The organism is Gordonia sp. NPDC003585, assembly GCF_040610755.1.
In the GTDB taxonomy this organism is placed as follows: domain Bacteria; phylum Actinomycetota; class Actinomycetes; order Mycobacteriales; family Mycobacteriaceae; genus Gordonia.
Genome location: NZ_JBEXMX010000015.1, coordinates 20416 through 41278, shown reverse-complemented (window position 1 = coordinate 41278; position 20863 = coordinate 20416). Strand labels below are relative to the sequence as shown.

18 protein-coding genes are annotated in these 20863 nt (G+C 66.1%); 7 read left to right on the top strand and 11 right to left on the bottom strand.

Going from position 1 to position 20863, the window contains the following annotated elements:
* Window positions 1–28: 28 nt before the first annotated feature.
* The 8 genes from ABZW74_RS06015 to ABZW74_RS05980 form a co-directional block, all read right to left on the bottom strand.
* Window positions 29–1288 carry an MCE family protein gene (locus tag ABZW74_RS06015; protein WP_355274871.1) on the bottom strand — a complete coding sequence of 420 codons (1260 nt, stop codon included), beginning with the start codon at window positions 1286–1288 and terminating at the stop codon, window positions 29–31.
* Between the two features lie 2 nt (window positions 1289–1290).
* Window positions 1291–2514 carry an MCE family protein gene (locus ABZW74_RS06010; protein ID WP_240861237.1) on the bottom strand — a complete coding sequence of 408 codons (1224 nt, stop codon included), beginning with the start codon at window positions 2512–2514 and terminating at the stop codon, window positions 1291–1293.
* Window positions 2511–3575: an MCE family protein gene (locus ABZW74_RS06005; protein WP_355274868.1), complete on the bottom strand. Its 1065-nt coding sequence runs from the start codon at window positions 3573–3575 to the stop codon at window positions 2511–2513. The genes ABZW74_RS06010 and ABZW74_RS06005 overlap by 4 nt, the downstream gene beginning before the upstream one ends.
* A complete protein-coding gene (locus ABZW74_RS06000; protein ID WP_355274865.1) occupies window positions 3568–4746 on the bottom strand; it encodes an MCE family protein in 1179 nt (392 codons plus the stop codon). Before ABZW74_RS06000 ends, ABZW74_RS06005 begins: the two co-directional genes overlap by 8 nt.
* Before the next feature lie 3 nt (window positions 4747–4749).
* Window positions 4750–5601, bottom strand: a complete 852-nt coding sequence (locus ABZW74_RS05995) for an ABC transporter permease (protein WP_240861230.1) — start codon at window positions 5599–5601, stop codon at window positions 4750–4752.
* A gap of 1 nt (window position 5602) precedes the next feature.
* On the bottom strand, window positions 5603–6367 hold the full coding sequence (locus ABZW74_RS05990) for an ABC transporter permease (protein WP_240861228.1): 765 nt from the start codon (window positions 6365–6367) through the stop codon (window positions 5603–5605).
* A gap of 123 nt (window positions 6368–6490) precedes the next feature.
* Entirely contained in the window at window positions 6491–7381 is an 891-nt protein-coding gene (locus ABZW74_RS05985) for a 3-oxoacyl-ACP reductase (protein WP_355274861.1), read from the bottom strand.
* 85 nt (window positions 7382–7466) lie between these two features.
* Window positions 7467–7661: a ferredoxin gene (locus tag ABZW74_RS05980; protein WP_240861224.1), complete on the bottom strand. Its 195-nt coding sequence runs from the start codon at window positions 7659–7661 to the stop codon at window positions 7467–7469.
* A gap of 135 nt (window positions 7662–7796) precedes the next feature.
* Here ABZW74_RS05980 and ABZW74_RS05975 point away from each other — a divergent pair, with 135 nt between their 5' ends.
* Genes ABZW74_RS05975 through ABZW74_RS05965 form a run of 3 tightly spaced genes read left to right on the top strand, consistent with a single transcriptional unit; the run spans window position 7797 to window position 11676 of the window.
* Window positions 7797–8999, top strand: coding sequence for an acyl-CoA dehydrogenase family protein (locus ABZW74_RS05975; RefSeq protein WP_240861222.1), 1203 nt, complete (start codon window positions 7797–7799; stop codon window positions 8997–8999).
* Between the two features lie 25 nt (window positions 9000–9024).
* Complete coding sequence (locus ABZW74_RS05970) at window positions 9025–10164, top strand: acyl-CoA dehydrogenase family protein (RefSeq protein ID WP_355274856.1); 1140 nt, start codon at window positions 9025–9027, stop codon at window positions 10162–10164.
* Window positions 10165–11676, top strand: coding sequence for a long-chain-fatty-acid--CoA ligase (locus ABZW74_RS05965; protein WP_355274853.1), 1512 nt, complete (start codon window positions 10165–10167; stop codon window positions 11674–11676).
* Window positions 11677–11978: 302 nt separating this feature from the next.
* Here ABZW74_RS05965 and ABZW74_RS05960 read toward each other — a convergent pair whose 3' ends face one another.
* Together ABZW74_RS05960 and ABZW74_RS05955 are read right to left on the bottom strand one after the other, a co-directional pair.
* Window positions 11979–13115 (bottom strand): nitronate monooxygenase family protein, encoded by a 1137-nt coding sequence (locus tag ABZW74_RS05960; RefSeq protein ID WP_355274851.1) that lies wholly within the window; start codon window positions 13113–13115, stop codon window positions 11979–11981.
* A gap of 1 nt (window position 13116) precedes the next feature.
* The gene (locus ABZW74_RS05955) at window positions 13117–14760 is read right to left on the bottom strand and encodes an acyl-CoA synthetase (protein ID WP_355274848.1); all 1644 of its coding nucleotides are present in this window, start codon (window positions 14758–14760) and stop codon (window positions 13117–13119) included.
* A 69-nt stretch (window positions 14761–14829) separates the two neighbouring features.
* Here ABZW74_RS05955 and ABZW74_RS05950 point away from each other — a divergent pair, with 69 nt between their 5' ends.
* From ABZW74_RS05950 to ABZW74_RS05940, 3 genes are all read left to right on the top strand, one after another.
* A complete protein-coding gene (locus ABZW74_RS05950) occupies window positions 14830–15651 on the top strand; it encodes a crotonase/enoyl-CoA hydratase family protein (RefSeq protein ID WP_355274845.1) in 822 nt (273 codons plus the stop codon).
* A gap of 10 nt (window positions 15652–15661) precedes the next feature.
* On the top strand, window positions 15662–16663 hold the full coding sequence (locus ABZW74_RS05945) for a TIGR03617 family F420-dependent LLM class oxidoreductase (protein WP_355274842.1): 1002 nt from the start codon (window positions 15662–15664) through the stop codon (window positions 16661–16663).
* A gap of 100 nt (window positions 16664–16763) precedes the next feature.
* On the top strand, window positions 16764–18242 hold the full coding sequence (locus ABZW74_RS05940; RefSeq protein ID WP_355274839.1) for a cytochrome P450: 1479 nt from the start codon (window positions 16764–16766) through the stop codon (window positions 18240–18242).
* A 366-nt stretch (window positions 18243–18608) separates the two neighbouring features.
* Here ABZW74_RS05940 and ABZW74_RS05935 read toward each other — a convergent pair whose 3' ends face one another.
* Entirely contained in the window at window positions 18609–19646 is a 1038-nt protein-coding gene (locus ABZW74_RS05935; protein ID WP_355274931.1) for an LLM class F420-dependent oxidoreductase, read from the bottom strand.
* A gap of 134 nt (window positions 19647–19780) precedes the next feature.
* On the opposite strand from ABZW74_RS05935, the gene ABZW74_RS05930 reads away from it, so the two are divergent.
* Window positions 19781–20860, top strand: coding sequence for an OB-fold domain-containing protein (locus ABZW74_RS05930; protein ID WP_355274929.1), 1080 nt, complete (start codon window positions 19781–19783; stop codon window positions 20858–20860).
* The last annotated feature ends 3 nt before the right edge of the window (window positions 20861–20863 follow it).

The window sequence follows — 20863 nt, the reverse complement described above, 5'->3', positions numbered from 1 at the left end:
AGCCAGCGGCGCCCCGACGCCCCGCCCCTCATCGTCCGGTCTCCCATGGAATCAACAGCCCTCGAAGTCCGGACTTCTGGTTGTCGCGCCGGGTCTCGTTGTCGATGCGTTGCTCGTTCTGTTGTGCACGCGCCCGCACACTCGCGTTCTGGTAGGTGATCTGATCGCGGTTGGCGTTCTTGCCCGACACCGGGTTCGCGAGGAACGGCGGATAGTTCATCGAGATCGTGGTGAGAATCGGGGCGAGCACTTCGACGCAATGGTCGACGTCGGCGCCGGAGAATCCGGGCCGGTTGTTCGCGTCCATCGTCCCGCACAGCAGCGTGATCAGGTTGGTGCCCATCCCGAGGCCGAACACGCCCGACAATGCGCCGGACAACGGGTTGTAGATGTTGAAGAAGTTCGCGAGCTGGTTGGGTGCCGAGTGCAGCAGACCACGCAGCTGTTCGTCCTTGTCGGCGACGATCCGCAGCGAGTTCGCCAACCCCTGCGACGACGCGGTGATCGAAGCGCCGTTGCGGTCGATGAAGGTCTTCACCTCGGTCATCGCCGTGGACAGGCCGTGGAGTGCGCCATTCAGTTCGGTGGTGTTCTCCGCAAGAACCGAACTGACCGAGGCGATCCGGCCATTGAATTGCACGAGCTGCTCATGACTCTGCGACAGCGCGTCCGTGAGCTTCTGCAGGTTCTTGATGGTCGCGAACAGGTCGCCGCGGCCGGCCGCGAGCGTCCCCATCACCTCCGACATCTGGGTGATCGACGTGTTGATCGCCGCACCGTTGCCGTTGAGGTTGGCCTCGAAGGTGTTGATGGCGTCGGCCGCCGTGCCGTTGTTGTCGGCCTCCGGGCCGACCGCCTCGGTGAGTCGGGTCAGCTGCTTCTTGATGTCGTCCCATTCCATCGGCACCGCGGTGCGCTCCATCGGAATGGTCGCGCCATCGGACATCGCGGCGCCCTGGGAGTAGACCGGCGTCAGCTGCACGAACCGTCCCGACACCAGGCTCTGCGCGACGATCACGGCTTTGGCATCGTTCGGGATGTCGACGTTCTTGTCGACCTGCAGGACAACCTTGACGTCACCCCGACGCGGGGTGATCTCGGTGACCTTGCCGACGTTGACGCCGAGCACACGCACCGGGTCGCCGCTGTAGAGGCTGGTCACCGACGGGAAATAGGCCGTGAAGGTATTGGTGGTGGCGCGGGTGAACACAGTGAATCCGACCACCACCACGGCGACGGCCAGCAGTGCCGCCAGCCCGGCCAGGATCACGCGACGTCCCATGGTCATGGTCAGCCCCCTGGTCTCGGTGTCGGAGTGAGCGTCGGATAGGTCGGTTTCGGTGCCGGCGGCCGCGGCGGGTCGGTGCCGGCGGGCGGCGCTGCGCTCCACGCGTTGGGCAGCAACGGGAAGCCGGAGTACATGATCGCCTTCCACAGCTGCGGATACTTCCCACGCAGCGCCGACATGAACGCCGCGGTGTAGTCACCGAACGTGCTGACGCCGACCAGCGAATCGAAGTTCGGTCCGGACGCCACGGCCTCGCCCAATGTGTTGGCATACGGCCCGAGGCGGTCGATGGTCTTCTTCAGGTCGGCTTCCTTGTCGGTGAGAATCTTCATCACCCGGTTGAGCTTGTCCAGCGACGGCTTGAGCTGCTGATTGTTCTCCGCGATGAAGGCGTTCAGTTGTCGCGTCACATCCCGGAGTCCGACGATGAGCTGACCGAGCGCCCAGCGGCGCGTCTGCACCTCACCGAGCAGCGAATTGGCGTCCACCAGAAGCTGATTGATCTGCTGGTTGCGATCGCCGAGGACCCTGCTGACCTGGTTGGCCTTGGACAGAAGTGCGCGCAGCGCGTTGTCCCGTTCGGCGATGGTCGTCGACAGGCGTGCGACGCCGTTGACCGCGCCCTGCACCTGCGGTGGCGTGTTCTGGAAGGTCACCGTCAGGGTCCGCAACGCCAGGTTCAGCTGGTCGGTATCGGTCTCCGACAGGGTCGAGGTGGCGCCCTCCAGCGCATCCTGCAGCGAGTACGGGGAGATCGTCTGCGTCACCGGGATCGAGCCGCCCGGCTTGATCCGATCACCCGGATGCGGGATCACCGTGAGGTTGCGTCGGCCCAACACCGTTTCGGTCTTGATGGCCGCCTGTGAGGTGTCACCGAGTTCGACGGTGTCGTTCATGCGGAACGACACCCGCACCTTGGTGCCCTGATCGGTCTTGGCGAGCGCGATCGACTCGACCGTACCCACCTGCACGCCCGACACCGAGACGATGTCGCCCTTCACGAGCCCGCCGGCGTCGTCGAAGTAGGCGCTGTAGGTGCTGATCGGCGAGAGGAACGGCAGCTTGTCCATCTGCATCGCGGTGATCACGACCAGCGCGGTGACGACCAGACCGATCACGCCGATCTGGACGCGGCCACGGCCACCGCGTTTCTTCTCGCGGGCGACGTCGGCCTCGTCGGAGGCGCTTCTGCGGCTGGAGAACATGCCGCCGAACGGCAGACTCATTGCTGCGCACACCTCCCCCCGGCGCGGGTCTTGTTGCCCATCACGTCATTCGAGGTGAAGTACACCTGCTGACCCCCCGGTCCGCCCAGCAGAATCCGAATGCGGCAGAAGTAGATCTGCAGCCATGCTCCGTAACTACCCAGGTTGGACAGCTTCTTGTAGTCGTCGGGCAGTCGCGAGATGAGCTGCCGGATATACGGTTCGGCGACGAGTAGTTCGTCGGAGGTCTTGCCGGTCGCTGCGATCGTGCGGGTCAGGTCCGCGCGCGTGGAACCCAACAGACTGGCAAGTCCGGTTGTGACCTGCGATGTCTGGGTGATCGCAGCACCGATCGTGCCGCGCTGCTCGTTGAGTCCGGTGACGAGTTGCTGCAGGAGATCGAGACTGGTGTCGAGGCCCTGGCGGTCGCCGTCGATGGTGCCCAGGGTGGTGTTCAGGTTGTCGATGACCTGCCCGATGAGCTTGTCGCGGTCTGCGATCGCATTGGTGAACTGATTCGTGTTGGTCAGCAACTGGGTCAGCGCGAGGCCTTGGTCGTCGCCCTGGAACACCTTGATGATCGACGCGGTGAGGTCGTTGGCCTCGTCGGGGTTGAGCGTCCGGAACAGCGGTTTGAACCCGCCGACGAGCTTGTCGAGGTCGAGCGCGGGCTCGGTCTGGGCGACCGGGATCACCGCACCGTCGTCGAGGAACTCGTTGACGTTGCCGGTGCCCTGCTGCAGTTCGAGGTAGCGGTCGCCGGTCAGGTTCTCGTAGCGGACCAGCACCCGCACCGACTTGGGCACCGGGTACTTCTGGTCGACGGTGAACTCGATCTCCGCCTGGTTGTCGCGGTTGAGCGAGACGTCTCCCACCGACCCCACCTCGACGCCGGCAATCTTCACCTTGCTGCCCGCCTTGATGGCCGACGCGCTGGTGAACACGGCGGTGTAGTCGTTGGACGACCCCGACCGGTACCGGCTGAACACGACGACGAGAGCGACGAAGACCAGCACCATCACGATGGTGAACGCCCCGAGTTTGATGACGGTCGCGCGAAACGCGCGGGCACGGTTATCCACGGGCCGGCTCGCCGAAGATGAGTTGGAACAGCTTCTGGGAGTTCACCTTTGGCGTGGTCCTCGGCTGATAGGGGTAGTTGGCGTTGTCGGTGACGTAGAACTTCGTGTGCTCGGTGGACGACGGGTTGCTCAGCCCGGTCTCGCACGTCGGGGGGCCCGCGCCGCGCACCTGCGGCAAGTCGTACGGGTACTGGTAGGGGTCCTTGCCGGGCAGGATACTGGCGTCGAGCATCAGGTTGCCGTTCTTTCCGCCCATGTACGGCGCGGCGATCTGTGCGGCCGACGCCGTCGACGTGATGAAGCACTTGATGCCGGGTGCGTTGTAGCCGAGCAGCCGGGCCACCGGACCGATGTCGGTGAGCGCCGAGATCAGCGTGGGTTTGGTGGGTGCGACGACCCCGTCGATCGTGTTGGCCATTCCGGTGGTGTTGATCAGCAGCGCGTCGAGGTTGCTGCTGTTGTCGACGAGGTTGTTGCCGATCGAGGTGAAGTTGTCGACGGTACGCAGCAGGTTCGGCATGCTGTCGGCGTACACGTTGGTCACGGTGGCGCCATCGCGGAACAGCCGATTCAGTTCGGGCAGATGCGGATTGGTCTTGCCGAGCAGACCCGACAGCTGATCGAGCGCGACCCCGATCTCGGCCCCCTGGCCGGCGAGCGCGGTGTTGATGGCGCCGAGCGTGGCGTTGAGCTTCTCCGGCTGCAGGTCCGCGAGTACCGCGACGAGCTGCTGGTAGACGGTGTTGAGTTCGACGACGACCCGATCGGCGGAGATCTCGGCCCCGGCGGTCAGATGCCCCTGCGCCCCTTCCGGCGGGATGCTGAGGTTCACCGCCTTGGCACCGAAGATCGTGTTGGACTTGATGTCCGCGGTGACGTTGCCGGGGATGTGGGCCATCTGCGAGTCGTCGATGTTCAGGGTGAGGACCGCCTGGCCATCGGTCTCGGTGATGGTGTCGACACGCCCCACCTCGACGCCGCGCAGCTTCACCTTGGCGTCGGGATTCATCACCAAACCGGCACGCGGCGCCACCAGGGTGACCTGCTGCGTGCCCGAGAACCATCCGAGGAACTGCGCCGTCGCACCGACCACCAGGGCGACGATCACACCGACCATCACCACTGCTGCCGTCCGCCGCACCCCGCGGGAGCGCTCCTGCCTACGTGTCATCCCCTACCCCGCCAGGTTGAACTTGCCGTCGGCGCCGTAGATGGCGAGCGAGGTCAAAAGTGTGATCACGACCACAACAACGAGCGATGCCCGCACCGCGTTCCCGACCGCCACACCGACGCCCACCGGGCCGCCCGAGGCGTTGTAGCCGTAGTACGTGTGGATCAGCATCACCGCGACCGCCATGCAGATCGCCTGCACGAACGACCACAGGATGTCCGACGGTATGAGGAAGGTGTCGAAGTAGTGGTCGTAGACGCCCGGCGACTGGCCGTAGATGAAGACGGTCGCGAAGCGACTGGCCAGGAACGAGGCGAGTGACGCCAGCGCATAGAGCGGGATGATCGCCACGAGACCGGCCACGATCCGTGTGCTGACCAGGTACGGGATCGACGAGATCGCCATCGTCTCGAGCGCGTCGATCTCCTCGCTCACCCGCATGGCACCCAACTGGGCGGTCGCACCTGCGCCGATCGTCGCTGCCAGCGCGATACCGGAGATCACCGGCACGGCGATGCGCACGTTGATGAACGCGGAAAAGAACCCGGTGAGCGCTTCGACACCGATGTTGGCCAGCGAGCTGTAGCCCTGGACCGCGATGGTTCCGCCGGTGAACAGGGTGAGGAAGCCGACGACCACCACGGTGCCGCCGATCATCGCCAGCGCGCCGGTACCCATGGAGATCTCCGCGATCAGCCGCAGCGTCTCCTTCTTGTAGAGCCGCAGTGCACGCGGGATGGCGACAATGGAGTCCCAGTAGAACAGCGCCTGATCGCCGATCTGATCCCAGTCCTCGCCGGCACGTTTGATGGCCACACGGGCCGTGTGGAATCGGGTGGTGAAGGGAAGGACCATGTCAGCCCGCCGTCGCCTTCAAACCGACAGCGGTCACGACGACGTTGACCACGAACAGCGCCATGAAGGAGTAGACCACCGTTTCGTTCACCGCGTCGCCGACGCCCTTCGCGCCGCCCTTCACGTTGAGTCCCTGATAGCAGCCGACCATCCCGGCGAAGAGCCCGAACAGAGCGGCCTTGACCATCGAGATCATCAGCTCACCGAACCCCGTCAGCAAGGTCAGGTTGGCGACGAACGCGCCGGGGTTGACGTCCTGCAGGTACACCGAGAAGACGAAGCCGCCGCCGATGCCGATGGTGCAGACGAGGCTGTTCAGCAGGAGGGCCACCCCGGTGGAGGCGATGATCCGCGGGACCACCAGGCGGTGGATCGGATTGATACCGAGCACCTTCATCGCGTCGATCTCCTCGCGAATGGTGCGTGCACCGAGGTCTGCGCAGATCGCGGTCGCGCCGGCACCCGCGACGATCAGCACCGTGACGATCGGTCCGATCTGGGTGATGGTGCCGAGCGCCGCACCCGCTCCCGAGAGATCCTGTGCGCCGATCTCACGAAGAAGGATGTTGAGGGTGAAGCTCACCAGCACGGTGAACGGAATCGCGACGAGCAGGGTCGGCACCATCGACACCCGGGCGATCGCCCACGACTGCTCCACCGTCTCGCGCCACTGGAAGGGGCGATGGAAGAGCTCACGGGCCGACTCGACACCGAGAGCAACGAAATCTCCGATCCCCCCGAGTGGCGTCGCCAGCTTCCCTAACACCAGCACTCCTCACCGTCGCCGTAGGAACCGCCCCGTCGCTTCGCTCGCTCGTTGCAAGTACCCCGTCGCTTCGCTCGCCCAGACGACCACCGCGAAATATCACGCAGATACCCGCCGGTTTGGTCAGTTGACCAAGGCGCTGGCCGAGAAGCCGCGCCCCGGGTCACGGCCCGCGAAGTAGCTGGTCAGCGTTTTCGACAGATCATCGGCATCCCACGCGTCACCGTCGGCGGCAAAGACCTCGTCGACGGTCGGTGCAGCCATCAGCGTCACCTGAGGACCGTAGACCACAAACACCTGTCCGGTCACGCCATCCGAATCCGGCCCGGCCAGATAGTTGACCAACCGCACCACGTGTTCCGGCGCGAGCGGATCGACGCCGTCGTCGGGCGCGTCGCCAAAGGTCGCTGCGGTCATCGCGGTCCGCGCGCGCGGACAGATGGCGTTGGCGCGCACCCCGTAGGACTGCAGCGCACGCGACGCCGAGATCGTCAGCGCGGTGATTCCCGCTTTGGCGGCACCGTAGTTCGCCTGCCCGGCAGGTCCGAGCAGGCCGGCCTCCGACGAGGTGTTGATCAGCCGCCCGTAGACCGGGCCACCCGCCTGCTTGGACGCCGACCGCCAGTACGCGGCCGCGTTGCGGTTCAGCAGGAAGTGACCGCGCAGATGGACATGGATCACGAGATCCCAGTCGTCGTCGGTCATGTTGAACAGCATCTTGTCGCGGACGACGCCCGCATTGTTGACGACGATGTCGAGCCCGCCGAGCTGTTCGGTGGCCGCGGCCATGATGGCGGTCGCGGTCGCCGAGTCGCCGATGTCGCCGCCGACCGCGATCGCCCGACCGCCGGCCGCGCTGATCTCGTCGAGCACATCACTGCTCTCGAGCGCGGCGGGCAGGTCGTTGACGACAACCGACGCTCCCTCGCCGGCGAGGCCGATGGCCTCGGCTCGGCCAAGGCCCGCACCCGCACCGGTCACGACCGCGACCCGTCCCTGGAGTGTTTGTCCCACCGCTGTTCCTCCCTGAGCTGAAAACTAGAACCTGTTCTAGCATGTTCGCTCCCGAGATGGAACCGAATGGACAAATGTCCCAGGTTCAGTCCTCCTCGATCGACAACGCAGACTTGGGACAGTTGGCGACCACCTGACGCAGTTCCTCTTCGCGCCCCTCGGGGACTTCGTCTTTGAGAATCACCAGGTAATCGTCGTCGTCGAGGTCAAAGATGTCGGGTGCCATCCCGACACAGATCGCATTGGACTCGCATAGGTCGAAATCAGCCTTGATACGCATGGCAACCATCTCCTCATCGACTCACGACCGGTTGACGGGCTGTAGCTCAACAGGTTAGAACGTGTTTCAGAAGTTGACGATACCGGGCCGGGTTGCGGCCCACCAGATCAACAAATGTCTACCGACGGAGTACCGATGCGCATCGCCTACACCGAACAGCAAGCCGAACTCCGCCGTGAGCTCCGAACGTACTTCTCCGCGCTGATGACCGACGAGCGTCGCGCGGCGCTGACGAGCGGTGATGGCGAACTCGGCCAGGGTGACGCCTACCGTGACGTCGTCCGCCAGATGGGGCGCGACGGATGGCTGGCGCTCGGCTGGCCCACCGAGTTCGGCGGGCAGAACCGCTCGATGATGGATCAGCTGATCTTCACCGACGAGGCCGCGATCGCCGGCGCCCCGGTCCCGTTCCTGACGATCAACTCGGTGGCGCCGACGATCATGAACTACGGCACCGACGAGCAGAAGGCGTTCTTCCTGCCCAAGATCGCGGCAGGCGAACTGCACTTCTCGATCGGCTACTCGGAGCCCGGAGCGGGCACCGACCTCGCCGCCCTGCGCACGACGGCCGTGCGCGACGGTGACGACTACGTGGTCAACGGCCAGAAGATGTGGACGTCGCTGGTCGCCTACGCCGACTACATCTGGCTCGCCTGCCGGACCGATCCGTCGACCCTGGAACCCGGCGCCAAGAAGCACCGTGGGATCTCGGTGCTCATCGTGCCGACCACGTCGGAAGGGTTCGGCTACACGCCCGTCCACACGATGTCGGGCGTCGACACCAGCGCCACCTACTACCAGGACGTCCGCGTTCCCGCATCGGCACTCGTCGGCGAGGAAGGGCGCGGGTGGGCGCTGGTCACCAACCAGCTCAACAACGAGCGGGTTGCCCTGTGCAGCGCCGCACCCATCCAGACCGCTCTTCGCGAAACCATCGAATGGGCACAGCACACCAAGACCGGCGACGGCCAGCGGGTCATCGACGCACCGTGGGTGCAGACCAACCTCGCCCGCGTGCACGCCAAGGTGGAGTTTCTCAAACTGATCAACTGGAAGATCGCGTCGATCGCGGCATCCGGCGAGGCACCCAGTCCCGCCGACGCCTCCGCGACAAAGGTGTTCGGCACCGAGTTCGCCACCGAGGCCTACCGCTTGCTCATGGAGGTCGTCGGGCCGTCCGCCACCCTGCGCGCGAACAGTCCCGGCGCGCACCTGCACGGTCGGCTGGAGCGGTTCGCGCGGACGTCGCTCATTCTCACCTTCGGTGGCGGCACCAACGAGATCCAGCGCGACATCATCGCCATGCTCGCCCTCGGCCTCCCGCACCAGCGCCGCTGACCCCATCTGAGTCGAAGGATCACCCATGGATTTCACGCTCCCCGAGTCCGCCACCGATGTGCAGGGACTGGTGCGCGACATCGCCACCACCCTGAGCACACCGGAGCGTGCCGCCGAACTCGAGGCCGCAGCCGCACCCATCGACGCCGACCTCTGGCGCGAACTCGGGACGGCAGGCTTGCTCGGTCTCGAGATCCCGTCGACGCTCGTCGGCGAGTCGGGCGGCGACCTGTCCGCCGTCGAGAACTGTGTTGCCGCCGAGGAACTCGGCCGGACGCTGGCGCGGGTACCGTTCGGTCCGCACGCCATTGCCGCGCTGCCCGTGCTCGCCGCCCGGGCCGATGAGTCGTTGCGCGAACGCATTCTGGCCGCCGCAGCTGCCGGCACCACCGTGCTGACCGTGGCGTTCGAAGAGGACCTCGGGCCCGACGCCACCACGCCGACCGCGACCCTGTCGGCCGACGGACGGCTGAGCGGGGTCAAGGTCAACGTCCCCTACGCCGAGGCCGCCGATCTCTTCGTGGTCAATGCGATCGGACCCGACGGCGCTGTCGCTGTGGCGGTTCCCGCCGACGATCCCGGTGTCCGCGTCACCACGGCCGTCTCCACCGGACTTCTCCCGATCGCGGAGGTCGAGTTCGCCGACGTCGCAGTCACTTCCGATGCCGTGCTGGCCGGCGGGGTCGACGCGGTCACCGACATCGCGAATCGTCTGGCACTGGCTGTGTGCGCCGAGCAAACCGGAATCGTTTCGCGCGCACTCGAACTCACCGCCGAGTACGCACGCGAGCGCGAGCAGTTCGGCCGGGCGATCGGCTCCTTCCAAGCCGTCGCACAGCGACTCGCCGACGGCTACATCGACGTTCAGGGTCTGTCACTGACCACCACGCAGGCGGCATGGCTGTTGGCCAACGCCGACGACGACACCCACGGAGTGTCCGACGCCGACCTGCGCACGGCGATCGCCACCGCCAAATTCTGGGCCGCCGAGACCGGGCATCGGGTGGCGCACACCACGGTCCACATCCACGGCGGCGTCGGCCTCGACACCAGCCATCCCGTGCATCGATACTTCCTGCGCGCCAAGCAGAACGAATTCACCGCCGGCAACGTACCGGCCTCGCTGCGCACCATCGGCACCGCACTCGCGGCCGCTCCCGTCTGAGTGGACACAATCGCAGGACTCCTGCACGGGATCGGCGACGTCGACAACAGGGGCGTTCGCTGTGGCGATCAGTTCATCTCGTGGCGAGAGCATCTCGGTGCCTCCCGTACCCGGGGAGCCGCGCTGCGCCGTGTGTTGAGCCCGGATCGGCCACCGCACGTCGGGGTTCTGATGGAGAACTCCGTCGAATTCAGCCTGCTGCTCGGCGCGGCCGGACTCGGTGCGTTCGTCCTGGTCGGGCTGAACACGACACGACGCGGCGAAGCGCTCGCCGCCGACATCGCCCGCGCGGACTGTCAGATCGTGCTCGTCCACGCCGCTACCCGTCACCTGCTCGATGATCTTGCGTTGGACGCAGTTCGGGTGATCGACGTCGACGAGCCGGAGTGGCAGACGTTGGTCGGTTCGAGCGTTTCCTCCGACTTCGGCGTCGTGACTCCAGACGATCTGATGATGCTGATCTTCACCTCCGGAACAACCGGCGATCCGAAGGCCGTCCGGTGCACCCAACGCACGTTCGCCGTGAGCGGGCAGATGCTCGCCGAACGTTTCGACATCGGCGCCGACGACGTGGTCTACCTGTCGATGCCGATGTTCCACTCCAACGCGGTGATCGCCGGATGGTCGGTCGCACTGTCCGGCGGTGCGGGTGTCGCTGTCCGCCAACGATTCTCCGCATCGGGGTTCCTGCCCGATGTGCGCCGATACGGCGTCACCTTCGCCAACTACGTCGGCAAGCCGCTGCATTACATCCTCAGCACGCCCGAAGCGCCCGACGATGCCGACAACACGTTGCGGATCATGTACGGCAACGAGGCCACCGCATCCGATCGCGACCGCTTCGCCACCCGATTCGATTGCCGAGTGATCGACGGCTTCGGGTCCACCGAGGGCGGTGTTGCCATCACCCGCACACCCGACACCCCGGCCGACGCCCTCGGTCCGCTCCGCGCGCCGACCGCCGTCGTCGATCCCGACTCGGGTCTCCCGGTGGCCGTCGGGGAGGTCGGTGAGATCGTCAACTCCGCTGGTTCGGGCCTCTTCTCGGGGTACTACCGCGACGAGAATTCGACCGCCGACCGGATGCGCGGCGGGATCTACCACACCGGCGACCTCGCCTGGGTCGACGACGCCGGCTACCTCCACTTCGCCGGTCGGCTCGGTGACTGGATGCGCGTCGACGGCGAGAACCTCGGCACCGGTCCCATCGAACGAATCCTGCTGCGTCACCCACGGATCGCTCAGGCCGCGGTGTACGGAGTACCGGTGGAAGTCGGCGACGAGATCGAGGCCGTGTTGGTCACCGATGATCTCGACCCCGCCGATTTCGGTCAATTCCTGTCCGAACAAACCGATCTCGGCCCCAAGCAGTGGCCGCATCGCGTTCGGGTGGTCGACGCACTACCGACCACCGCGACGTTCAAGACCCTCAAACGCGAACTCGCCGCCGAGCGCACACCGCCGACTTGGGTGCGCACCGGCCGGACGTATCACGCCCCCACTGCTGGTTGAGCAGCGACCAGCACAATCCGTTACCGCTGCCCGATTCGAAGAGGCCCGATCCGCTCCAACCACTGCCTGAGCATGAATCCGTGGAACGGAGCCAACCTACGCTGCCTGAGGTGCGACGAGCCCTTGCGAGGAGCCTCGAAGGCCTGGTGACGTCAGCTCACCAGGCCCTTCGAGGCTCGTCGCTTGCGCTCCTCGCACCTCAGGGAGCGGAACAGAACTCAGGAGCGGAGGGGGCTCAGGGAGCGGACGTGGGACACCTCAGCGACCGCGATGGCGTCCCGAGTGCGGAACGGAGCGGCTGTCTAACCCAGCGTCGAATCCAACCGCTTGACCGCCTCGTCGTATTCGGCGACCATCCCGGCGATCATGTCGGCGACCGGGACGATGTCGTTGCAGCGTCCGACAATCTGCCCGGCGGGCATCGCGACCACCCCGGGGTCGTCGGCCTGCGAGATACGCGCGTGGGCCTCGGCGACGAGGAGGTTCTGCAGCGGCATCGGCAACGGCTCGGGTGCCCCGGCGGTATCCCAGGCGTCGGTCCATTTGGTCTTGAGCAGGCGCGCCGGTTTGCCGGAGTAGATGCGTCGACGCACGGTGTCGCGGGATGTCGCCGACAGCAGTGCCTTCTGAACCGTCGACGGCCCCTGCGCCCCGTCGGCAATGCCCAGTCGGTATTCGGCCGCGGTGAGCCAGTAGGTGCCCATCCACACCCCTTGTGCGCCAAGCGCGATCGCGGCGGCGATCTGACGCCCGCTGCCGACTCCACCGGCGGCCAGCACCGGAGCCGAATCACCCACGGCGTCCACGAGTTCGGGCCACAGGATCATCGACGTGACCTCACCGGTGTGGCCGCCACCCTCGTAGCCCTGCGCGATGACGATGTCCACGCCCGCCTCGACGTGATGCAGCGCATGATCTTTCGCACCCGCGAGGGCCGCAACGAGCACACCGTGGTCATGCGACGTCTGGATGACATCGGCCGGCGGCGATCCCAGCGCATTGGCAATGAGCTTGATCTGGCCGTACTTTCGCGCATGCTCCATCGCGACGTCGACATGGGAACGGGCGACCGAGTGCAACCAGCCCAGCACCCCGGCATCCACCCGATCACCACTCGGCAGCGGCGGCACACCGAGGTCGTCGAGCGTCCGTTCGACGAAGGCCCGATGCTCGGGCGGGATCATCGAGTCGAGATCGACCTTGCTTCCCTCCGTGGGGATCTTGGCCGGCATCACGATGTCGACACCGAACGGTTTGCCGTCGGTGTTCTCGTGCATCCACTCGAGGACCTCGTCGAGCTCGTCTGCCTCGTTGAACCGCACGCAACCGAGGACACCCAGGCCGCCGGCGCGGCTGATCGCCGCGGCGACGTGCTGGCTCGGGGTGAAGCCGAAGATCGGGTAGTCGATGCCGAACCGGTCGGCCAATTCTGTACGCATGTCAGTGCCTTCCGGATGGAGCGTGCGCCTCGTCGGCGGGCCGTTCCGCGGTGATCGATGCGCCCCACCGATAGTCGGGTTTCCCGGCCGGTGATCTCTTGATCTCGTCGACGAACCACACACTGCGCGGGCACTTGTAGCCGGCGAGTTCCTTGCGGACGACGTCGTTGAGTTCGTCGAGCGTTGGGCGTGCGCCGTCACGAGTCGCGATGACTGCGGCCACCCGTTGTCCCCATCGATCGTCGGCGATCCCGACGACCACGGTGTCGAAGACATCCGGATGCGCCTTGAGTGCTCCCTCGACCTCTTCGGGGAATACCTTCTCGCCACCGGTGTTGATCGACACCGAACCACGGCCGAGCATCGTGATGGTGCCGTCGGCCTCGAGCTGCGCGAAATCGCCTGGTAGCGAATACCGTACGCCGTCGAACTCCTTGAATGTCTTCGCCGACTTCTCCGGATCGTTGTGGTAGCGCAGCGGAATGTGGCCCGTCCGCGCCAGCATGCCGACCTCACCGCTGCCCGGTTCGACCCGGGTGCCGTCGTCGCGCAGGACGTGGGTTTCGCTGTCGGCCTTGACCCGTGGGCCACCGGTGTGCGGCGCACCCTTCGCCACCACGCCGAGTCCGCCGAACCCGGTCTCCGACGACCCGATCGCGTCGATGACGATCGCATTCGGGAAGCGGTCGAGGAACTGCTCTTTCACGCTCGGCGAGAACAACGCGGCCGACGAGGCAACCGTGACGACCGAGCTGAGATCGAGGTCGGGATTCTCGGCAAGGGCCTCGATCATCGGGCGTCCCATGGCATCTCCGGTGATGAAGATGACGTTGACGCCGTGGCGGGCAACGATCTCCCACGCAGCAGAACCACTGAACTCGGGATAGACGACCGCTTTGCCACCCCCGAACAGCGACTGGAAGATCGCCCATTGCGACCCGCCGTGGATGAACGGAGGAATCGGGAACCGCACCAACTGACCGCCGTCGGCACCGTCGCGGGCCAGCTTCCACTCGTCGGTCACCGGCTCGCTGTTGAACCAGTCAATGCCCCCGCCGAGCACGCGCCAGATGTCCTCCTGGCGCCACACCACACCCTTGGGCCGTCCCGTGGTGCCGCCGGTGTAGAGCATGTAGAGGTCGTCGGAGGAGCGTTCCTCGAAGTCACGCTCGCCCGGCGATTCGGCGATGGCGTCCTCGAACCGAATCGCATCCGAGTACCCCGCGCACCGCAGATCGGTCTCGGTGCCGTCGTCTATGACGATCCGGTGCCGCAGATCGGGCGCTTTCGGCAACGTGTTGCAGACGCGTTCGCAGTACTGCCGCTCGTGGATGAGCACCGACATCCCCGAGTCGGTGAAGATGTGCTCGAGTTCGGACTCCACGTAGCGGTAGTTGACGTTCACCATCACCGCACGAGCCTTGAAGATGGCGACCATCGCCTCGACCGATTCGATCGTGTTTCGGCTGTACAGACCCACTCGATCGCCGGGTTTCACCCCCACTTCGCGGAGCTTGTGCGCCAGCGCGTTGGACCGGCGCTCGAGTTCGGAGTAGGTACGCGACGTACCGTCGGATTCCAGTGCGACGCGCTCGGGCATCAGGTCGACGGCGTGCTCGATGAGATCGGCAATCGTATAGGCCATGGCAACAAAATTAGAACGTGTTATCGTTTTCGGCAAGCTGCTGATTCACGCGATTTCCAGGAGACGACGATGACCGCACTCACCGACTCCACCGCCGACACCGACCACGCCCCGCACTGCCTGGTCGAGAAGCGCGGTCATATCTTGATCGTCACCATGAACCGGCCCGAGGCGCGCAACGCGCTGTCGGCCGAGATGATGAGCATCATGGTCCAGGCCTGGGATCGCGTCGACAACGACCCGGACATCCGGGTCGCGATCCTCACCGGAGCCGGCGGCGCTTTCTGCGCGGGCATGGACCTGAAGGCCATGTCGAAGAACGCGCCAGGTGACACCGTCGATCAGGGCACCTGGAATCCGGCAGCGCTGCCGGCCCTGCTCAAGGGTCGTCGGCTCACCAAGCCGTTGATCGCGGCGGTCGAGGGCCCCGCCATCGCCGGTGGTACCGAGATCCTGCAGGGCACCGACATCCGCGTTGCCGGCGAGACCGCAAAATTCGGTGTCGCGGAGGCACGGTGGGGTCTGTTCCCGTTGGGCGGCAGCGCCGTTCGGCTCCCTCGGCAGATCCCGTACACCATCGCCGCCGACCTGTTGCTCACCGGACGCCACATCACCGCGGCCGAGGCCAAGGAGTACGGCCTGATCGGCTACGTCGTCCCCGATGGCACCGCCCTCGACACCGCACTCGACATCGCGGAGACGATCGCGGGCAACGGGCCACTGGCGGTCCAGGCCATCCTCAAGACCATGCGCGACACCGAGGGTCTGCACGAGCTCGACGCCTTCGAGATCGAATCCAAGCTCGGCATCGCAGTGTTCAAGAGCAAGGACGCCAAGGTGGGGCCGCGCGCCTTCGCCAACAAGGAAAAGCCGGTCTTCACCGGCGAGTGAGCACCGCGTCGTGCGACTTCTGACGGCACTGTTCGGCCCGCAGGACGCCGCCGAACGCACCGCCGCACTCCACAGTGCAGGCATCGACGGTGTGTTCACGTTCGAAGGACCGCACGACGTCTTCACGCCCTTGATCCTGGCCGCCGGCGCGGCACCGGTCAGCCTCCTCACCAACGTGGCGATCGCGTTCCCGCGCAACCCGATTCACGTCGCGCACCAGGCCAACGACCTGCAACTCATCTCCGGCGGGCGCTTCACGCTGGGTCTCGGCACCCAGATTCGTCCGCAGATCGAGAAGCGGTTCGGCGCCGAGTTCGACCACCCCGTCGACCGGATGGTCGAATTCGTCGCAGCACTGCGGGCCATCTTCGACTGCTGGGGCACCGGTTCGCGCCTCGACGTCGATGGTCGTTTCTACCGGCACCGCCTGATGACCCCGGCGTTCAACCCGGGCCCCAATCCGTACGGCCCGCCACCGATCTACGTCGGCGCGCTCGGGCCGCGACTGACCCGGGCGGTCGCCACGCACTGCGACGGACTGCTGATCATGCCGTTCACCAGCGATCGATTTGTCCGAGAGTCCGTCATGCCCCTCGTCGACGCCGGCCTGGCGGATTCCGGGCGGGCCCGATCACAGTTCGACGTGGTCCCCGAGATCATCGTCGCAACCGGCCGCGACGAAGCCGAACACGACGTGGCCGTGGCCGCCGCACGCCGACTGCTTTCCTTCTACGGTTCGACGCCGGCGTATCGGCCCGTGCTGGATCTCCACGGCTACGGCGACCTGCAGCCCGAGCTCAACCTGTTGTCGAAGCAGGGCCGGTGGGCCGAGATGGCCGACCTCGTCGACGACGGCCTGCTGGACACCATCGTCGCTCGCGGAACGCCCGCCGAGGTCGCCGCGACCATCGCCGCGCGAGCTGCAGGAATCGCCGATCGGGTGGCCCTCTATCAACCGTTCCCGATGGCCGACGAGTGCCTCGCCGAGGTCAGCGCCTCGTTTCACGGCTAATCTGTCCGCCACCAGCGGATACAAGTGGGGCAAACGTCCGGCATAATAGGGCCCGGTCTCGACAAGGTATCGGGGCCGCGGACGACACGGGGGCGCGACGGTGGCAGGTAGGTTGGCGCAGGCCGCGCGGACACACTGGCTTCGTAACAGCTGGTCCGGTCAAGAGTTCCCCCATCCGGGCAAGCGCCGGCCGATCGTCGGTGACCTTGAGGTTTCCGATCCGCGCAACCCGATCCTCAGCGTCCTCACGCTGGGCAAGGAACTCGGCGAGATCTATGAACTGAAGATCTTCCGGCAGAAGTTCGTCTTCGTCGCCACCGCGGAACTCGTCGCCGAACTGTGCGACGAGACCCGATTCCAGAAGACCTTGCCGCCCGCGATCGACGCGCTACGCGAGTTCGGCGGAGACGGTCTGTTCACGGCGTACAACGACGAGCCGAACTGGCAGCTGGCCCACGACCTCTTGATGCCCGCGTTCACCAAGGCGTCGATGCGGTCGTATCACGAGATCATGCTGGCGGTGACTCGCGAACTGTTCGAGTACTGGGACGGACTGCCGACCTCGCGTGTCGACGTCACGCGCGACATGACGAAGCTGACCATGGAAACCCTCAGCCGGTCGGCCTTCAGCCGTGATTTCGGGTCGTTCACCAGCCCGACTCCCCATCCGTTCGTCGGCGCAATGATCCGCGGTCTGGCCACCGCGCGACGCAAAGGCGGTATCCGCACCGCACCCGGCGGGAAACTGGCCGGGAAGTTCCTCAGTCACAAGATGGCCAAGGACCAGGAATGGGCCGACGAACTGCTCGACGACCTGATCGCCGCCCGGGCCGATGACCGATCCCAACACGATCTGTTGGGCATCATGCTCAACGTCGCCCATCCGGAGACCGGGGAACGGCTGTCCCCGATCAACATTCGCTACCAGATCCTGACCTTTCTCGTCGCCGGCCACGAGACGACCTCGGGCGCACTGTCGTTCACCCTCTACTTCCTGGCCACCAACCCGGACTGCCTTCGCCGCGCACAGGAGGAAGCCGACGCGATCCTCGGCGACGACCCCGACGCGGAACCGACCTTCGATCAGGTGTCGAAGTTCCGTCATATCCGGCGGTGCCTCGACGAGTCGCTGCGCATCTGGCCGACGGTGCCGGCGTTCTCCCGAACCCCGTTGTCCGACACCGTACTCGGCGGACGGTACCCCATGCGCACCGACGACTGGGCACTGATCATGCTCGGGCAGGTACACCGCGATCCCGCGGTGTGGGACGAACCCGAACGCTTCGACCCCGACCGCTTCCTTCCCGAAGAGATCAAGAAGCGGCCGGCGCACAGCTACAAACCCTTCGGCACCGGCATGCGCGCCTGCATCGGACGGCAATTCGCGCTCCACGAGTCGGTTCTCGTCCTCGCCCGACTCGTACACCGGTACGACCTCACCCCCGACGCCGACTACGAACTCGACGTCACCGAACGACTCACCATGGTGCCCAGAAACTTTCACGTGACCCTTCGCCGCCGACGCGCGTACCCATCCTCGTCGATCGAGTCACGCAGCCACGCAACCCATTCCGGATAGCCGACCGCTCCCGAGGCGCCCTTCCGCTGCCCGACCCGCCTTCCACTGCCCACCTCCGCGGCCTGGATTACCCCGCTGCCCACCTCCGCTGCCTGGATTACCCCGCTGCCCACCTCCGCTGCCTGGATTACCCCGCTGCCCACCTCCGCTGCCTGAGGTGCTCGAGGCGCTAGCCGAGAGCCTCGAAGGCCTGGTGACCTCACCTCTTGGTCGCCGAATTTCCTTGTCTCACCGGGCCTTCGAGGCTCCTCGCTAGCGCTCGTCGCACCTCAGGCAGCGGGGGTAGCCCAGGTGCGGAGGCACCTCAGGCAGCGGAAGTCGGCAGTGGTGGACCCCAGGGAGCGAACGGAGGTGTCAGGTTCAAACTCACACCAACGTCGCCAACTGCCGAATCATCGCGGGGTCGCGTGCGGTGACCATGAGCATCGTGACGCCCGCAGCCTCCCACTGCTTGATCTGGTGGCGCACTTCGTCTTCGGTGCCCACGATCATCGTCTCGCGCACCATCTCGTCGGGTACCGCGGCGATGGCCTCCGCCTTGCGGTCCGCCAGGAACAGCTCGACGATCTCGTCGACCTGATCGCCATACCCCATCCGCCGATACAGTTCGGCGTGAAAGTTCTTCTCCTTCGCGCCCATTCCGCCCACATACAGCGCAGTGGACGGACGGTAGGCGTCGAGTACCGATCCGACGTCGTCGGTGACGACGACCTGTGCGGTGGCCGCCACCTCGAAGTCCTGCCGGCTGCGTCGGGCCCCCGGTCGCGCGAAACCCTCGTCGAGCCAGGCGTTGTATTGATCGGCGAGGCCGAGGCTGAAGAAGATGGCCAGCCACCCGTCGGCGATCTCCGCGGTCTGCGCGACGTTCTTCGGCCCTTCGGCGCCCAGCCAGATCGGGATGTCGGCGCGCAACGGGTGGGTGATCGGCTTGAGCGGCTTGCCCAGTCCGGTCGATCCGGGCGCATCGGGCGGATAGGGCAACGGATAGTGGTCGCCCGGATTGGTCACTCGCTGCTCGCGGGCGAGGACGTCGCGAACCACCTGGACGTAGTCGCGAGTCCGGGCCAACGGCTTGCCGAACGGCTGGCCGTACCAGCCTTCGACCACCTGCGGACCCGACACGCCCAGCCCGATGATGTGGCGGCCGCCGGACAGATGGTCGAGCGTCAACGCGGCCATCGCGAGGGACGTGGGCGGACGTGCGGACAGCTGGGCCACCGCCGTGCCGAGGCGCACCCGCGTTGTCGCGGCACCCCACCATGCCAACGGGGTGTAGGCGTCCGAGCCCCACGATTCGGCCGTGAACACGGCCTCGAAGCCGCTCTGTTCGGCGGCCGCGATGAGCTCCGGGGCGTTGGGAATGGGGTCGGCGCCCCAGTATCCGAGCTGTAGTCCGAGCTTCACAGTTCTCCAGTTCATCCTGCTCGCCGACACCGCGGGGCGAGTCCGTGACGTGCACCTTGTGCCCAATACTAGAACGTGTTCTACTCGTTGGTGTGAGCATCAGCGCAACCACCTCGCCTGGCCATGCGTCGCCTGTGGCCGTTGTCGAAGAACCGAAATCGCCGATCCTGACGGCTCCGCTGTCGAATTCCTTCGGGTACACCCGTTCCCTCGGTCCGGTCTTGAGCCAGTTCGCGCTGGCCCTGCGGGACGGGCGGATCGTCGGGTCGGCGAACAGCGACGGCACCGTGTCGGTACCGCCCGTCGAGTTCGACCCCACCACCGGATCGCGGACGTCGGAGCTCGTCGATGTGGCAAGCGTCGGCACGGTGACCACGTGGACGTGGCAATCGGAACCCACCGCCGCCCAGCCCCTCGATCGTCCCTTCGCGTGGGCCCTGATCAAGCTCGACGGCGCCGACACCGGACTGCTGCACGCCGTGGCCGTCGACTCCGCCGACGAGATGTCCACCGGCATGCGGGTACACGCGGTGTGGCGTTCCGCCCGAACCGGCCGCATCGACGACATCGCACACTTCGCTGCCGGCGATGCCACCGAAACGGCGCCGGCCAACACCGAAGGGGACTCGGGCGAGCGCAGCGACGGGGCGTTGGACTCGGGCGAGCGCAGCGACGGGGCGTTGGACTCGGGCGAGCGCAGCGACGGGGCGTTGGACTCGGGCGACACCAACGTGGTCATCACGACGCCGATCACCACCGAGATCATCCACTCCGCCAACGAAGAAGAGTCGGTCTACCTCGAAGGACTCAAGGCGGGCAAGCTGATCGGCAGCCGGATCGGTTCCGGCGTCGACGCGGGCCGCGTCTACTTCCCGCCGCGCGGGGTCAGTCCCGCCGACGGCGCGCGCAGCGTCGAACGGGTCGAACTCGCCGACACCGGCATCGTCACCACGTTCTGCATCGTCAACGTGCCGTTCCAGGGCCAGCGGATCAAGCCGCCCTACGTCGCCGCCTACGTCTTGCTCGACGGCTCCGACATCCCCTTCCTGCACCTCATCCTCGACTGCGAGGCGTCCGACGTCCGAATGGGCATGCGCGTCAAGGCCGTGTGGGCGCCCGAAGAGGAGTGGGAGTACTCGATCGGCAACATCAGCCACTTCGCACCCACCGGCGAGGACGACGCCGACTACGAAACCTACCGTGACCACCTCTGATAA

What these genes read in the sequence shown, in the direction of transcription:
- ABZW74_RS05960 (WP_355274851.1), bottom strand. Translation starts at nt 13,115, where the DNA reads ATGCGTACAGAATTGGCCGACCGGTTCGGCATCGACTACCCGATCTTC.
- ABZW74_RS06000 (WP_355274865.1), bottom strand. Translation starts at nt 4,746, where the DNA reads ATGACACGTAGGCAGGAGCGCTCCCGCGGGGTGCGGCGGACGGCAGCA.
- ABZW74_RS05975 (WP_240861222.1), top strand. Translation starts at nt 7,797, where the DNA reads ATGCGCATCGCCTACACCGAACAGCAAGCCGAACTCCGCCGTGAGCTC.
- ABZW74_RS06010 (WP_240861237.1), bottom strand. Translation starts at nt 2,514, where the DNA reads ATGAGTCTGCCGTTCGGCGGCATGTTCTCCAGCCGCAGAAGCGCCTCC.
- ABZW74_RS05970 (WP_355274856.1), top strand. Translation starts at nt 9,025, where the DNA reads ATGGATTTCACGCTCCCCGAGTCCGCCACCGATGTGCAGGGACTGGTG.
- ABZW74_RS06015 (WP_355274871.1), bottom strand. Translation starts at nt 1,288, where the DNA reads ATGACCATGGGACGTCGCGTGATCCTGGCCGGGCTGGCGGCACTGCTG.
- ABZW74_RS05995 (WP_240861230.1), bottom strand. Translation starts at nt 5,601, where the DNA reads ATGGTCCTTCCCTTCACCACCCGATTCCACACGGCCCGTGTGGCCATC.
- ABZW74_RS05980 (WP_240861224.1), bottom strand. Translation starts at nt 7,661, where the DNA reads ATGCGTATCAAGGCTGATTTCGACCTATGCGAGTCCAATGCGATCTGT.
- ABZW74_RS05950 (WP_355274845.1), top strand. Translation starts at nt 14,830, where the DNA reads ATGACCGCACTCACCGACTCCACCGCCGACACCGACCACGCCCCGCAC.
- ABZW74_RS05955 (WP_355274848.1), bottom strand. Translation starts at nt 14,760, where the DNA reads ATGGCCTATACGATTGCCGATCTCATCGAGCACGCCGTCGACCTGATG.